The 16,148-nt window shown below is 36.5% G+C and carries 14 protein-coding genes; 4 read left to right on the top strand and 10 right to left on the bottom strand.

Going from position 1 to position 16,148, the window contains the following annotated elements; translation table 11 throughout:
* Positions 1–3: 3 nt before the first annotated feature.
* From M3189_RS25400 to M3189_RS25380, 5 genes are all read right to left on the bottom strand, one after another.
* On the bottom strand, positions 4–387 hold the full coding sequence (locus tag M3189_RS25400) for a MazG nucleotide pyrophosphohydrolase domain-containing protein (protein ID WP_251639430.1): 384 nt from the start codon (positions 385–387) through the stop codon (positions 4–6).
* Between the two features lie 239 nt (positions 388–626).
* On the bottom strand, positions 627–908 hold the full coding sequence (locus tag M3189_RS25395) for a hypothetical protein (RefSeq protein ID WP_251639427.1): 282 nt from the start codon (positions 906–908) through the stop codon (positions 627–629).
* Positions 909–1,069: 161 nt separating this feature from the next.
* The gene (locus M3189_RS25390; protein WP_251639425.1) at positions 1,070–3,526 is read right to left on the bottom strand and encodes a restriction endonuclease-like protein; all 2,457 of its coding nucleotides are present in this window, start codon (positions 3,524–3,526) and stop codon (positions 1,070–1,072) included.
* Positions 3,498–5,354: an HI_0552 family protein gene (locus M3189_RS25385; protein ID WP_251639423.1), complete on the bottom strand. Its 1,857-nt coding sequence runs from the start codon at positions 5,352–5,354 to the stop codon at positions 3,498–3,500. Before M3189_RS25385 ends, M3189_RS25390 begins: the two co-directional genes overlap by 29 nt.
* 204 nt (positions 5,355–5,558) lie before the next feature.
* Positions 5,559–7,145 carry a hypothetical protein gene (locus M3189_RS25380; RefSeq protein ID WP_251639421.1) on the bottom strand — a complete coding sequence of 529 codons (1,587 nt, stop codon included), beginning with the start codon at positions 7,143–7,145 and terminating at the stop codon, positions 5,559–5,561.
* A 235-nt stretch (positions 7,146–7,380) separates the two neighbouring features.
* Between M3189_RS25380 and M3189_RS25375 the strand changes: the two genes are divergently transcribed.
* A complete protein-coding gene (locus M3189_RS25375; RefSeq protein WP_251639419.1) occupies positions 7,381–7,716 on the top strand; it encodes a DUF6054 family protein in 336 nt (111 codons plus the stop codon).
* A gap of 161 nt (positions 7,717–7,877) precedes the next feature.
* Here the strand turns inward: M3189_RS25375 and M3189_RS25370 are convergent, their stop codons facing one another.
* The 3 genes from M3189_RS25370 to M3189_RS25360 form a co-directional block, all read right to left on the bottom strand.
* Positions 7,878–8,552: a uracil-DNA glycosylase gene (locus tag M3189_RS25370; RefSeq protein WP_251639417.1), complete on the bottom strand. Its 675-nt coding sequence runs from the start codon at positions 8,550–8,552 to the stop codon at positions 7,878–7,880.
* Positions 8,553–8,680: 128 nt separating this feature from the next.
* Positions 8,681–9,454 (bottom strand): SDR family NAD(P)-dependent oxidoreductase, encoded by a 774-nt coding sequence (locus M3189_RS25365; protein WP_251639410.1) that lies wholly within the window; start codon positions 9,452–9,454, stop codon positions 8,681–8,683.
* A 56-nt stretch (positions 9,455–9,510) separates the two neighbouring features.
* Complete coding sequence (locus M3189_RS25360) at positions 9,511–10,254, bottom strand: SDR family NAD(P)-dependent oxidoreductase (protein ID WP_251639408.1); 744 nt, start codon at positions 10,252–10,254, stop codon at positions 9,511–9,513.
* A gap of 577 nt (positions 10,255–10,831) precedes the next feature.
* Here M3189_RS25360 and M3189_RS25355 point away from each other — a divergent pair.
* From M3189_RS25355 to M3189_RS25345, 3 genes are all read left to right on the top strand, one after another.
* Complete coding sequence (locus tag M3189_RS25355) at positions 10,832–11,236, top strand: CidA/LrgA family protein (RefSeq protein WP_251639406.1); 405 nt, start codon at positions 10,832–10,834, stop codon at positions 11,234–11,236.
* Positions 11,206–11,898: an LrgB family protein gene (locus M3189_RS25350; protein ID WP_251639404.1), complete on the top strand. Its 693-nt coding sequence runs from the start codon at positions 11,206–11,208 to the stop codon at positions 11,896–11,898. Before M3189_RS25355 ends, M3189_RS25350 begins: the two co-directional genes overlap by 31 nt.
* Positions 11,899–12,154: 256 nt before the next feature.
* On the top strand, positions 12,155–12,991 hold the full coding sequence (locus M3189_RS25345) for a hypothetical protein (protein ID WP_251639403.1): 837 nt from the start codon (positions 12,155–12,157) through the stop codon (positions 12,989–12,991).
* A 347-nt stretch (positions 12,992–13,338) separates the two neighbouring features.
* Here the strand turns inward: M3189_RS25345 and M3189_RS25340 are convergent, their stop codons facing one another.
* Both M3189_RS25340 and M3189_RS25335 read right to left on the bottom strand, forming a co-directional pair.
* Entirely contained in the window at positions 13,339–14,880 is a 1,542-nt protein-coding gene (locus M3189_RS25340; protein WP_251639401.1) for a BCCT family transporter, read from the bottom strand.
* A gap of 166 nt (positions 14,881–15,046) precedes the next feature.
* Complete coding sequence (locus M3189_RS25335) at positions 15,047–16,138, bottom strand: tartrate dehydrogenase (protein ID WP_353057493.1); 1,092 nt, start codon at positions 16,136–16,138, stop codon at positions 15,047–15,049.
* Between the last annotated feature and the right edge of the window lie 10 nt (positions 16,139–16,148).

The following is a 16,148-nucleotide window of genomic DNA, read 5'->3' as shown; positions in this document are numbered from 1 at the left end:
ATTTTATTTCGTTGGTTTTGCTAGATCCTTATTCTTCCGATTTTTAACTTCTTCCATTTTGGCATAAAAGCTTGCTTCTCCATCGATTCCAAAGAAATTATAAAATTTCAGCATATAAGCGAGACAATCTGATAACTCCTTGCCTATATTTTCTTTAATCTCATTCTTAGCTAACTCAAATGCCTGCTCTTCGTCCATTCCATTTTTAACATTAGTAGCCGTTAGATTAAAGGCTTTCCGCAGCTCCTCCGCTACTTCGGCAACCTCCGTCGTTAGCAGCATGTAATTATTTAAAAGAGAATCTCTGCTCTCTGCATAGGTTTCCTCAGAAATTTCCCATCCCATTTCTTTTTGATACTGTTTAGTAAAAGTTTGTAATTCTTTCATGATAGTCCCTTCCGTCATTTGACAGCTAAATTTGTTAATCAAACGTTTGATTAGATTCTAAGCGCAGGCGTACCAAGGCTTCACACCCCTTAATCAAACGTTTGATTAGTTTACCACCCGATTTAATTAAACGTTTGATTGGTTTTCCTGAATCATATTTCCAAGACATCCACCCGTTTTATCCGGTAGAAATGATATTCTAGTTGAGTTTAGCAATATCGTTGTTACACTTAGGCGAATTACAAATTAGTCATTTTATTAACTGTTTGAATAGTGCCGATTTCCTTATGTAATGCGTCTCTCATTTTATCTCCACATTTCTCACTACATATTGGAAAAATACCATCAACTCCTTGTTTATCTGCTTCAGAACCTTCACCAGGAACAATCATTGGAACACTCGTATTCCTAGACTCAAGATGTATATGTATAATTCTTCCTTCAGGATCAATAATCTTCTTCCCTTCAACAAATTTTACATTCAGACCATAAATTGGTTTTCCATTCTTAAACTTTTTCATACACCAGGAACATCTAAACATTTTAATCACCTTTTATTGAATTTATTTTAAAGACTGACATAACAAACTAAAAATAAATGACCGCTCATATAACAATTTTCATATGTACTAGGGAGGATATTAAAATAAAATAACCCGAAATAATGAACTCTAATTTATTTCTAATCAATTAAGGACAACACCTCTTTAAAAACCAAAGAAGGCTGTTGAATTAGTAATTTTGAATTAACAATCCGAAATTTTTCACCTTGTTTAATAGAAAGTGTTTGTTTTTCTATATTAAAATGAATGTCAATATCCTTATACGAAAAGGTTTCGACCTTCGATGCCTCATCGAGAAAATGATTATCGAGCTGAATTACTATCCTATCAGAGACCCTTCGTAACATTTTCCAAAGAGTGGTTTCTTGTTTGTTTTTCATATAAAGCTCTGGAAGTTCGGTCGCTTCCTCTAACTGAGTTAAAGTTGTTATCATATAACTAGCTATTCCGTACTTTACAGGTTTAATTAGCTGTTTTGTAGGTTGCCAACTTTCAATGTGAAATAAGACGTTTCCATCATTAATTGAAATTCTGTCAATCTTACCGTACTCAGCAATACCATTTTGTTTAGGAACTTCAGCTGTTGTATATAGCGCCACATATTTGGCTTCTTGCCATCCTTGTTTCAATTTGTCTTCCTGTATTTGAAAATAACCATTCTGAATAAAACCAATGTAGTCATCTTGATTTGATACAGTTCCTACTAATACCTTCTCAACGAGACTGGACTCCCACTCCTCTTTTGTACCTCTTGGTAGAATACCCTCCTGTTGAATTTCCTCAGGACTTTTTTCAATTAATCGTTCAACAAATTGCTCCACTAAATCGGTTGCTTGTGGTAAAAAAGGCAATCCTCCAATGTTAACCTGATTAATACTTTTATAAAGTGGATGCTCACGATACCCTTCTTCATCCCACCAAGGAAACAAAACGTAAGCACCAAATGCAGTTCGCTCATATGGACCATTTTGCATAACCACTAAAGAATCTCGGTATCTGTGCATAGTATTAATATCCTCTTCAAGCGGTCCTGGCGAATGGTAACGTGATTTGTAATAACTATCCTCTTGAGCATAATCAACCCTGTACTTTGCATCAAACACATAATTAAACTGATAATCTTTACCCTTTTTAGAAATAGTCAGCATTGTATCGGGCTTTTGAGAAATAGTAGGTAGGCGTCCCTCATATTTCTGATAAGTTAGCGTTATGCGTTCCTTAGTAATCGGATGTTCAAATTTCCTTTCTGCCTTTTGATTCGTATCTAGATTGACAAACAGGCCATCGCGATTTACCTGAATGATATCCTGACTTAACATTTTATATTTACGACTCAATATTTGCCCGAGCTTTAAATATGTCCAATATTCATACAAGGTGGCAACATCCTTGACTGACATTTTGTACAAATTACCTTGAAGCATTAACCCTTTAGATACAATTAGGAAAGTCTGATACGCATCGCGATACCCGGGTGCCATTTGAAGGACAAGGCTCATTACCGAACGGTCAAGCCTACCAATATTCTTCCAGAAATGACTTTTTACTCTTGATTGCAGGGCATCTTTCATTTTTACTAAACGGTCGATTAATTCTTTGTCAGGCACTATCTTCCATCGTTTATTTGGATTTTCAAGTGTAAGGATTAAATCTGCTACTTTATCTCCGAGTCTCTGAATCATCCATTTTACATAACGATTCTCTATAGTATCGTAAACTAACTCCTTCTTTGCCTTTACACCATCACGTGGCATGATTGTTCTACCATGAATATTTATTCCGTGCTTTACGTCAACAAACTGAGTTCTTCTTTGGAGGTATTTACGGATATAATTATCTATTTTACCAAGCTGATCTCCTCGCGCCCTTACATACCTAGTATCCAGTGTATGATGTGGCTGTTGTTCAATACGATTAATTGCTTGTATAAACTGTTGAAAATGTTTTGTCATTAAACGGTAAAATTCCGCTTGGCTCGGATTACCATCCAATTTAATGTTTGCTCCCAAATATGTTTTTCTTATGAAGTGGAAGGCCAGATTATAAATTTCATCATTTACTTCCCTTAGTAGTCTTTCATAATCGTTTCGATAATCTAACTTGGACGGAAAAATCTCAAGAGTTACTTCTAATAGTGTCTTCCCCTTATCTCGAATCTCAAAGGTTGAATAACCGACTTCATTTTGAAACTGAAGATTCCCCATTAATACCGGGATTCCTCCTAAATCGCTATTTGAAATTGCTTGACGTAATTTCGGATGTTCATGATAAAATTCCAATTCTTGCTTCTTTTTTGAAACAATAATCACTTGGTATATTCCGTTTTCAAAAAAGATTGGCCGAACCTGCTGTTCGAAAGTTAGTTGATCAAGATCAATGTTATAAACTTGTACCGACTCCAACGAATTCCCAATAGCTGAAAACTTCATAACGTCATGCCGATTAAGTTTCCGATACTGTCTTAGTCCTTCATAAAGGTTGTGGAATGGCTTCCCTTTTATCACTAAAGAGAAATCGGTTACTTCTATCTTGACCAATTCTATATCATCACGAAATCCAGAAGGAAGTGAATCCATCGTCCCTTAGCCTCCTAAGCATCTCCAATACCTTTTCAGCACTATTAGGATATTTAGCCATCTCAATTTCGTTTTGATAACTATCTTTACCTTCTATATAGACTCTTCCAGTAAATATGTTATAGAGTTCTGACAGTAACTGTTCAACACGCTGGTCACTACCAGAAATACGAGGCAGGATTTTTTGTAGAATACAATTATCAAAGGCTTCTTCAAATTTCAAAAGGTCTCCATCTTCGTTATAGTCAAGATAAAAACAAATCTCATCACGAACACGATATCCTACATGAGCATTTATAAGCTGCAGCGGCTTATTTATGTTTTCCAATTCGTCAGTAACCTTTATAACAAGGTCTTTATTTGCACTATATAGATCTTTTAAATGAAGATATCTTGAACGAAATTTACTATCTGGAACACTAATGGCTTCGACCTCAATATTATCATCTAGAAAGGTTAAATTGGACAACTCCACACGATTAAACTCTATTGTATTTGCACGGTCCAGCACTTTCTTACTAAAAGGGTGTGTAGTTTCATCCATATTGACTGTACCTATAATATAAAGATTAGTCGGAAGTTTAATGCTTCTCCCTGCAACTTCCTCTGTTAGTAAATTAGAAGTTACAATTTTACGATCCTGCCATTTACGGCTTTCCATTACGCTTAAAATATCACTAAAATAATGCTCCACTCTGGCCAGGTTCATCTCATCCAGTATAGCGAAAAAGGGAAGGTCAGGATTTTTTTCCGCGTTTTCTATTACCCTGGTAAGTGGACCCTTTCTAAATCCACCTTCAATATCGACATAACCAAGTAAATCAGAACTATCATTCCAATCAGGTCGCACTGGAATCAAGGTAAGTTGCCCATTCTCTTCGGTGGCCCCAACACTTTCTGCAAACAACTGGACAATCTTTGTCTTTCCTGTACCAGAAATACCAGATAAAATAACAAATGGCTTTGTCTTTATTGATAAAAAGAGATTTGTTACTTCTTCTATTGTATAAAGAAAACCCTTGGATTTTATGTAGGTATGAATATGATTTACCAAATCTTTATTCATCAAAAAATTAGTAGGCGGTTCATTAACTTTATCTGTAGATTCTTCTTGGTTTAATTCACCTTCTGAATCAGAAATATAAGAATCAAATTTGTCATTTAATGAGTTTGTTACTTGGTTATATAGCCATTCCAATTCATTAATGGTTCTTCCCATTTCGCTAGTAATATTATCATCCTTTAGGACCGTGGATTTTAATAGTACCTTTCCAATCCTAACCCAGTTTTTGTTATCACTTTTAAGGAATTGCAATAGACTTTCTGTTAATTTTTTATTCCGTAAAAAATCCTCTAGCGTCCAATAATTTTGATAATCCTCATCTGCATCTTTATTAGTCCATATTTTATACTCAGTAATGTTAATCTGCTTCTCTTTTATCCATTCTTCCACAGAGGAAACCCATCCATTATGTATCTTTCTTTCTTGAACTAATTTTTCGTTCTTATATCCATGCCATTCAAGATATACCCGTAAATTGTCTTTGCTAATCATTGCAGCAATGCATGATGGCTTATCTAATAGTTGAATATTTTTGATTCTTGACCAAAATCGTCTTCGTAAATTCCCACTATTTTGCCAGTGTTCAGTATTTTCTACTGTTAAGTTTTTACTTCCAGAATCTATCACTGATGTTTCAACAATCTTTTTCCACTCATTCCAAGCAGAAACGTAATCCTCTTTTACCTTTCCAGAACCTTCTGCTTCTACTCTGTAAACAAAATTATCTCTATCAAATACCTCAAATGAGTGATTTTCAATTTTCATTATTTCACCTTCCATTACATTTTTATTCCTTAAAGTTAATTTCCCAATTTAAGGAATGTCATCTTCAACAGTTTGAACTTCATAGAGGTTATTGATATTTACCCATTTGTTATCTTTATTTAGATAAAATAATTGGATTTTTGTAATTTAATCATTTCAAATACCAGTACTGGCAACGAAGTACCATTGTTATCTATATCAAGCTTAATCCATGTAGGTTATGTTGATTTTCTTTTTTAAATCTTTTTTCATTCCCATCTGGAAAAAAGTTAAGAACCCTTTTAAGAGATACTGTACATTTGAATCTTTTTGATTAAAGGTTATCCCAAAATCTTTCATATCACTTAATAGCTTTTTCATTGAAACTTCTAAATCTTCCTCTTGCTGGTGTTCCTTTATCCATTTTAAAATAAACTTCCGCCATATCGCGGATTGCCCATCAATAAAATGATCCCCTCTTATTGGGTGTGAAAGTAATTTTTCCTTAAATTTTTCTCGATGCTCTTTTAATATCTTCTCTTCTGTTGTCTCGTACAGTGCTACTGGCTGAGCCTGAATAAATCCATTGGTTTTTTTTGCATTCGTCCTTCCAGTTTTTTTGAACCAATCCCATTCTTCTGGGGACATACTTACAGGTCGCTCGTTTGCAGCTTTTGCTATTTCCAGCATTTCACGCTCTATTTGTTCATCGGATATTCGCACTCTTTCATTTTCAGGCTTATAACGGTCTTTTGCTTCCGTACTCCATTTTTCTGAAGCTACCTGCTTTTCTTCATTTTCTCGCTGCCATTTTCCCAATGCCTCTTGTTGAGCTTTTACCTCATCTTCAGCCTGTTTCATCTTGTCCATTAATGATTCCATAAACTCTAGTCGCAGGTCCTCTTCATTTTCATGGTAGAGAAGGAAATTTTGCAACTGATTATTCAAGGTTAGTGCTCGTTCCAAAGGAATGGTAGGTTCAGAAAGTTTGTAAAAAGTAAGGTTACGATTATTTTTCTCTGCCTCTAAAAAACGGATAATTTTGCATGTTCGACTTTCAATATTTACGTATGCGATACTCTTGGTGTCAATCGTGACGTCAATCCTTGTCTCTAAAAATTGTAATGCTGGTCTAGGAATCTTTTGAGTTAAATACTGATCCCAGTGCTGGTCTTCCTTACTCTTATTGGCTGCCTGCAATTCAGCAATCAGCAGCGTCCCTTTATTTGTTTCTGCATTTATCGCTAGCCAAATGTCATCAATAAAAGCAAACACTCTAAATCCTTCTGCTTTATATGCATTCATCCGTTTTGCAAGATTTTGAGCATAGCTGCCTTCTGAGATTGAAGTATAATAATCAATCGCCCAAATTTCTTTTGAAAAAGGAAAGCTCACAGTAAAATCAGGAATAAAGGAAAGCTTCTTTTTATAAAAATAGCCGCGTTCTATCTCGGCACCAAAGGGCTTTAGCTGACCTTCTAGTATCTCTCTAAATACCGTCAATCCAATATCTTTCTTTTTCTTATCTTGATGAGTAGAAACATGATTTTCATATGTATTGCTGTTTTCTGAGTAGGTACATTTTTTCCCGTCTAGGTGCTTAAAGTAAAAGGGTCTTCCTTCCTCAATTGTTAGATTCATATTTACTGGTTCATCACAGCAAGGGCAGGTAAATGCTTTTTTCTTCGAAAAAGCTCGAAGTTGATCATCAAGTTTTCTTCTAATTTCGATTCTACTTAAATTTTCCCCTTCAAGCTCTATTCTCATTGCTTCAATGTTTACTAGGTCCCCATGTAATAACGCCTCATCCAAACTTTACACATCCTTTTTAGAAAAATACCTATATTTTACTATTATTATAATATAAGTAAATTGAAGTGGGTATTTTTTCCCTAATCTTGCTATCCTTACCGAACAGATTGGAAGTATAATGGAAAGAAAAGGAATGAAGAGAAGGAAATAATTTGAACCATATCCTAAAGATTCAAATCAAATAGTAAAAGATGAATTTAACGAAATAATTATTATTGTGGAGGAGGCGTTAATAATGGCAAAGTATGAAGGAGAAATTATTGGTAAATTTGAGGAAGTGGTCAATCATTTACAAAACGATATTGGTAATAGTGGAATAAGTATGAAATTAGTTGATGAAAGCAACCATACTATTGGAGATACTAAAATTGCAGTTCGAGTTTATGATAAATATTTTATGAGAAATGGAAACAGAGCAAGTTTGAGCCTTACTGTAGTAGGTTATGACAGTAGTATTTTTATTTCAGCAATTGGTGCTGGTGGGGGACAAGGTGTTTTTTTAAACTTTAGTCTTGGTGCTGAAGATGATTTGGTGGCAATCGTGCAAAAAAGTATAGAACAAATGGAATAATACTAAATTTTTATACCTAATCGGAGTTTCCTCTCAATACGGTGGAATTATTATGTTGAAACAGTCACGATTTTCATCCAAAATCGTGACTGTTTGTGTTTTTCAATGCTGCCAGCAGTCAATAGCTACTTATTATTAAATGTTGCTGCAATAGTTTATTCTTATATATTATTTATTTGCCAACCAATCTCTTTACTCCCGATTTCCCTCAAAAATATATTTGCTTGTGAAAATGGCTTACTGCCAAAGAAGCCATTATGGGCAGAAAATGGGCTCGGGTGGGGAGATTTAATAATGTAGTGGTGTGATGAGGTAATCAATTGTTGTTTCTGCTGTGCGAAATTACCCCACAGGATGAATATGACTGGTATCTCCCTTTGATTCAATATTTCTATGACTCTATTGGTAAACAACTCCCATCCGAGACCTTTATGCGAGTTTGCATTTCCTGCTTGCACAGTCAGTACCGCATTTAACATCAATACACCCTGTTTGGCCCAGTCCACAAGGTAACCATGATTAGGAATCGTGCACCCCACATCATCCTGTAGCTCTTTATATATATTGCGTAAAGATGGAGGGATTTTCACTCCAGGTTTAACAGAGAAACTTAAACCATGAGCTTGTCCAGGGCCATGATAGGGATCTTGGCCAATGATGACTACTTTTGTATCTTTATAGGAAGTGTAGTGAAGGGCGTTAAAGATATCAAGTTGGTCCGGATAAATGACCTTTGTTTGATATTCCTCCAGTAGTTTTTCCCTTAATTGTTGGTAATACGTTTTCTCAAATTCCGTCTCCAATAAAGGTGCCCAATCATTTTTTAAAATTCCCATTCTCATTCACTCACTTTTCTAGATCGTTGAATAATTTTAATTATAGTTTAAAAAGTAAGTTAGAAACAATTTGCCCATAAAAAATACGAACAGTGCCACAGGCACTGTTCGCTTAGTTATTCGTTTAATTACACGTTGTATAATGCACCATCAACAGTGAATGAAGATGAGCTTACATATGATGCTTCGTCAGAAAGTAAAAACGCAATTACGTTAGCTACTTCTTCAGGTTCACCGTAGCGTTTCATTGGTACTGCATCGTTATAAGCTGCTTTTGCAGCTTCTGCTGCACCTGGCGCAACGTTTGCTTCAATTTTACGCATCATTTGTGTATTAATTACACCTGGGTTTACTGTGTTCACACGAACGTTAAATGCTGCAGCTTCTAAAGCCGCAACTTTATTAATACCCATTACAGCGTGTTTAGATGAGTTGTATAATACCATGCTTGGTGAACCAATTAAACCAGCTACTGATGAAGTATTGACAATGGAACCAGATTTTTGTTCTTTCATGATCGGTAATACGTATTTAAGACCGAAAAGTACGCCTTTTACGTTAATTCCATAAACAAAATCAAAATCTTTTTCTGTAATTTCTTCAATTGATTTAGCTGGACCCTCAACGCCTGCATTATTAACAAAGCCATCAATGCGACCAAATTTAGAAATTGTTGTAGTTACATAATTTTTAACACTTTCTTCATTCGAAACATCTGCTTTTACCACTAAGCTATTTTCTTCTGTTAGACCAAGCTCAGTTTGAACGGATTTGATTGCTTCTTCGTTTAAATCAACTAATACAACTTTCGCTTGTGCATTCGCTAATTTTCGTACGACTTCTTTCCCGATACCGCCTGCTGCACCTGTTACGATTACTACTTTATCTTCAAATTTCCCCATTGTGACATTCTCCTTTTAACTATATATTAGTAGATTTCTATAATAGAGTTATTATGTTATTTAGCCGTATATCCACCATCAACATGAATAGTCGTACCTGTTACAAAGTCATTTTCAGCTAAGAAAACAACTGCATGTGCAATTTCATCCGGATTTCCTAATCGGCCAATTGGGTGCTTCGCGACTAAACCATCATAAAAATCTCCCAAAGCCTCTTTGTTCACTAGACCAGATTCGATAAATCCAGGTGCAACCGCATTTACACGAATGTTACGATCCGCATATTCTAACGCTAATGATTTAGTCATTAGGTTAACAGCACCTTTACTTGCAGCGTATGGAATTGAATTTGGTTCCCCAACCGTTCCTAGAATGGAAGAAGTGTTAATAATAGAACCTCCACCAGTCTTTAACATTTCGCGAATCGCATATTTTGAGCCATAAAATACTCCGTCTTGGTTAATCGCAATGACTCTTTTATATTCTTCAGCTGTCATTTCATGAGTTGGTTTTTGTATTCCAATACCAGCATTGTTATAGATGATATCTAATTTACCGAAATGATCAACAGTTTTAGCTACTAGATTTTCAACATCTTTTTCATCAGCAACGTTTACCTTCAAAAATAATACATTGTCATAGGTTTCTTTTAATTCTTTTTCTACTGAAAGTCCTGCATCCTCGTTGTAATCAGCGATGACAACTTTTGCCCCTTTATCTAAAAACGCTTTCACAGAAGCAAGTCCAATACCGGAAGCGCCTCCAGTTACAATTGCTACTTTATCTTGTAAATTTGTCATGGTAACTCCTCCAATGTTGTAGTATTATATTAAAAAAATTTATGAACTTTTTGTGAACACTTTTATATTAATACTTAATTAAAATAGTTTCAATTAAAAAGTCTCGAATTAAGAATAATTATGTTTTAAACTTCTACTATTTTTCGGTTTTTTGGTAGGTACTCGAATTGTTTTATACCAGATTCACCATTTGAAGACCCTGAAGAACCCCATTATCTTCAACTGACTATGAAACTTAAATTGGTTCAAAATATCACAACCAGAAATAGAGAAGAATCCGCTTAAGCTGTTCCTCTCGCAATTAGCTTTACTGATAGTTCCTTATTCAACAAACTCCCTATATGCTTATTGATGGGAGTGGTTCTGCCGTTTTCTGATCATCCATAGTTCCGCCATATTATCCCATTTCTTTTACCTCTATTTATGATACAATTACTAAAGTCTAATATTTTTGAAAAAAATCAGCGCTTATCATTCCCTGAAGATTGTCATTTATTTGGCAAAAGACGGTCGTGACAGGCATTTTTTATCTATGAGAAGGAAGATAGATCTTCCTATAATTAGGAGCAATTGAGAAATGAAAATTTTAATCATCCTTTTGCAAACTGGTATTTTGTCTCTTTTTTATCTTGTCGGTACCATTATTCATAATCTTTTTGACTTGGTCATTCCAGGAAGTATTATAGGACTTATCCTGCTTTTCCTATGTTTATGTTTGAAAATAATCCCTGTAACGTTTATCGAGAATGGAGCAGGTTTTCTGTTAAGCATATTAGTGTTATTTTTTATTCCAGCAACCGTTGGGATCATGAATTATTCTTCCCTGCTTTCTTTTCACGGTGCTTTATTCATTTCTGCGATTCTATTAAGTACGATCTTTACTATTGGAGCAGCAGGCATAGCAGGTCAACTTTTTGAAAAAAAGGCGGAAAAGAGAAAGGATGAGAAGGAATGGAAAAAGCCCTATTCGCATTCTGGATGATTCTTTTAACGGTCTTCGCCTATTCTATGATGACTAGAATTTACAAACGATTTTCTTACTCATTTTTAATTCCTGTTTTAACGGCTACGACCCTTATTGTCATCATCCTTGTACTGTTTCATATTCCTTATGAAGACTATATGATTGGCGGACAATGGATTAGTTCTCTATTAGGACCATCCGTTGTAGCACTTGCTTATCCTTTGTATAAGCAGCGTCATTTTTTAATCAATCATTTATTCCCTATTTTGGGAGGGGTTTTGGTTGGTGCTATTTCCGGTATGGTAAGCGTTGGGCTCCTATCTAAGTTATTCGGACTGAATCAGTCATTGATTCTTTCGATCATCCCTAAGTCCCTTACAACCCCAGTTGCCATAGAAGTGACGAGAGGATTGGGAGGAAATGCCTCACTGGCAGTCGTAGGTGTCATGATTGCTGGAATCTTTGGTGCAATAGCAGCTCCTGCGATTTTTAAGTTTACTCGAGTTTCTAGTCCGATTGGCAGAGGAATCGCTTTTGGCAGTGCCTCACATGCTATAGGAACTGTAAAAGCTGCCGAATACGGTGAACTGACCTTTTCGATGAGTTCCGTTACGATGACATTATGTGCGATCATTGGCTCATTTCTAGGGCCCATCATCGTATGGATATTTCAAATTTAAAAAATCAGTGCCTCTCACCTATTTAATTTATAGTTGCATACTTTTATAAACCTACTGCGAACAGTGCCAGTGGCACTGTTTGCAATAGGCTGGCTGAGGTTGGACAACCATTATCCAACAAAAATTGATTCGGCATTTTGCCGAATCTTTTTTTATTCTACGAAGTACACAATTCTGTAACAACTTTCTGCAAACGACCCTGTCCTATTGCCCCCTAATTCCATATATAGAGGGTAGAAAAGGGCGGTGCATTTATATGAATTTAAAATCAGGCAGAATTGAAGGGTTTGAAGGGTATTCTCAGTTTAATAGTGTGAAAGAGTTTAATACACATGTGGAGATGTGGTTAGCGGTGAAGAAGCAGGAGTTTTCGAAGGGGGAATTGGTCGGGTTGAAACGGCTGGTTCGTTTTTCTGCAAAAGTTCCTGGAGTTTCTAATGCAAAGATTGGAACGTTACTTAAAGCAATTAATGAAGAGTATCAAGGTAACGGTATCTCCCGCTCAACGTTTAAACGGATGATCATCAAAGCGAAGGATTTGGGAATCCTCACTATCTATGAAACCGAACGAAAAAATGGTTCACAGTCTAGTAACTTATATAGCTTTAATCGTTTCCCACAATGTGAACCACCCAAGGCGAAAAAATTGGACCAGCCTAAAGAAACTAATAATCTTTTAAAAACTACTAACCAAAAGAATACTAAACGTAACGAAGCGCCAATTGAACTCGATTACACTTTTGTTAGTGAGAAAGTTCCTCAAGCTTTTGTTCAAACCGTAAAATATTTCTTTTCTGATGCGAAGACGATTGAAGAATACTGGCATATGGTACAAATCGCTGCTTTTCGATTTGACTATGATCAAAATACAGATGACATGCTCAGTATGGCGATTCAGTCCTTTAAGCAGCTGATTCGTAAACTGAAATCGACTAAATCCGTATTAAAACCAATTGCCTTCTTTTACGGAATTGTAACCAACAAAATAAAAGACATCCTTTATAAAAAATTATTTAAAGTTCGTGAAAGTAAGCCGCTACACTATGTGGCAGGATCAGGTGAAGGCATTTACTATGATTGGCTGAACGCTTGATGAGAGTGGAAAATGATTGAAGGTTATACAATCCGTAATTAATATGGAAAAAGCAATCGATACTTCTTTCGATGTCCGGCAACTTACAATCGATAGTTAAATAACACGAACAGTAGTATTATCATGGGTTTTCTTCGGAGAATGAGTACGAGGTTTGTCGGGAATTAGGGCATGAAAAAAAGACAGTACCCCTGATAAAATATGTAAAATGACGGGAACAACCTTCAGTGAGGCACTACTAAAGGAGGCTATCCTTTAGTAGTGCCTCACTGCCTGTAATACAAACATACAAGGGGCACTAATACCAATACGCCCTTCGATTTTCTCTAAGGACGTACGGTGTATCTCTACGCTTTTTTTGAGATAATTTTATTCTTTACTGTGATCGGTTGTTCATTTTTCGCTGACATGATTTTTAATTCGTTCGTCAGTCCCTTATAGGTGGAATAACACATAACTAGCATTAACACTGCCAGTGGTATCGACGTTGCCACGAGGGCTGATTGCAGACCCGACAAACCCCCTGTCATAATTAATACAGCGGAGACTGCTGCGATTACGACACCCCAAATAATTTTAGTAGTATGGGTAGGATTTGGATTACCGTTTTCACTAATCATTCCTAGTACAAAAATAGCTGAATCCGCGGATGTAATAAAGAAAATAAGCACGAGTACCATTGCTAAAATACTTAAAAATGTACTCATTGGGAAGTGCTCAAAAAATTTAAATAGCGCAGAAGTTACGTCTGAGGATACAGCCTCTGCGATAACAGTTTGGCCCTGATTTTGGATAAGATCAATCGCTGAGCCGCCCATAACAGCAAACCATAAAAAGGAACCAAGAACTGGGATAAAGATAGCTCCCATCATAAATTCTCTAATGGTTCGTCCTTTCGAAATCCTCGCCACAAAACTTCCGACAAGCGGCGCCCATGCAATCCACCAGCCAAAATAGAAGAGTGTCCAGCTTCCGATCCATGATCCATCATTATAGGGCTCGGTTCTGAATGACATTCCGATAAAGTTTTGGGCATAATCGCCAATGCCTTGGAAAAAGATTTTTAAGATTGATTGTGTTGGTCCAAGTACCAGCACAAAAGCTAATAAAAGAAACGCTAACAGCATATTCAGATTGGATAAATGTTTCATGCCGCTTTGCAGCCCTGAAACCGTTGATCCCAGATAGAGTACCGTTACGACAGCAATAATGATAACTTGAGAGAGAAACCCTACTGGAATACCCCAAAGGTAATTCATTCCACTATTCACTTGCAATGTTCCAAACCCCAGGGACGTAGCAATTCCAATTACAATAGAAAGGGTTACAATGATATCAATAAACTTGCCGAAGGAGCCTTTAATTTTGTCTCCTACTAACGGGTGAAGGGTGGAACTTAAGGAAGAAGGAAGTTTTTTTCGAAATTGGAAGAATGCTAGAGAAACTCCTACAACTCCATAACATGCCCAAGCAGAAACACCCCAGTGCAGATAGACAAACTGCATAGCGAGCTTTGCTGATTGTTCGGAGGATGCCTTTCCGAACGGAGGATCAATATAGTAAGATACAGGTTCGGCAACTCCCCAGAACACAAGACTAATACCGATAGAAGCACTGAAAAGCATGGCAATCCACGTACTTGTTTTAAATTCAGGGCGATCGGCATCATCACCTAACCGAATATGTCCAAACTTCGACATACCAATATACATACAAAAAGCGAAGAAGATAAAAACACTGCCTAGAATAAACCAGCCTAAATTATTATAGATAAAACTCAACGAGGAATTAGAAAAGTTCTCCAGCTGTTTTGGTGCAAATATACCAACACTTATTAAGGCTAAGCTTATAGCCAATGAGAAATGGAATACGGTTTTCTTACCATTCATATAAACACTCCTTTAGACTAGATTGATTCGAAAATGTAAGCGATTTCTAATTATGGTAAAAAAAACGTAGATAATCACGTTTTACCAATATCGAACGAATATTTTGAAAATTTAAATTGACATGATATCACATGAAACAAGCTCCTTCATATGATATCATACATTCTTACACTATTAACTTATTTGAAGAAACGGTAGATTCAATGATTTCAATAATCTTGTCAGCTACTTCGCCAGTAGAAGCCGTTCCACCCATATCTGGTGTTAAGACCTGGTCTTCCACCAAAAGCTGTTCAATGGCTTCCAGCACCAATTTTCCATATGCTTCATAGTCGAAAAAGTCGAGCATCTGACTTGCTGACCAAATCGTTGCTAACGGATTCGCAATCCCTCGTCCCGCAATGTCAGGCGCAGAACCATGAATAGGCTCGAACATGGATGGATAGTCTCTTTCCGGATTAATATTTGCCCCTGCAGCCAGCCCAATTCCCCCAGCAATGGCTGCACCTAAGTCGGTCAAAATATCACCAAACAAGTTAGATGTGACAACCACTTCAAATCGCTTCGGATCCTTAATCATCAGCATGGCCGCTGCGTCGACAAGGTACGATGCAGTTTCCACTTCAGGATAGTCAGCACTCACCTCTTCAAAAACCTGATCCCAAAAAACCATCGAATAATTCAATGCGTTCCCCTTCGATATACTTGTCAGGGACCTTCCTTCTTTTTTGGCCGTTTCAAATGCATAACGGATAATCCGCTCGGTTCCCTTTCTGGAAAATACACTGTTTTGTAAAACCACTTCGTGATCTTGTCCTTTAAACAGCCAATCTCCAGCACCGGAATATTCCCCTTCACTGTTTTCACGGATAAACAGCATATTGATATCTTCCCGTTTCACATCACTTAAGGCGGTTTTTGCCCCTTTTAATAATGTCACGGGACGTATATTCACATATTGATCAAAGCTTTTTCGGATTTTCAGCAATAAATCCCACAAGGATATATGGTCAGGGACACCTGGAAAACCGACTGCCCCCAAGTAGATCGCATCAAACTCTTTGAGTTGCTCAATTCCATCCTCATCCATCATTTTTCCATGCTTCGAATAAAACTCACAGCCCCATGGAAAATAGGTGAAGTCAAAATGGAAAGTAGAATCGATGCTAGCCACTTTATTTAAAACTTTGATTCCCTCGTTAATAACTTCCGGCCCAACACCATCACCGGCGATTACCGCAATTTTTAGTATTTTCACAATAGTTAAC

The organism is Neobacillus niacini (assembly GCF_023715415.1).
In the GTDB taxonomy this organism is placed as follows: Bacteria; Bacillota; Bacilli; order Bacillales; family Cytobacillaceae; genus Neobacillus; species Neobacillus niacini_C.
Note: the sequence above shows the minus strand (reverse complement) of the source record. Positions and strands in the feature narration are given on the sequence as shown.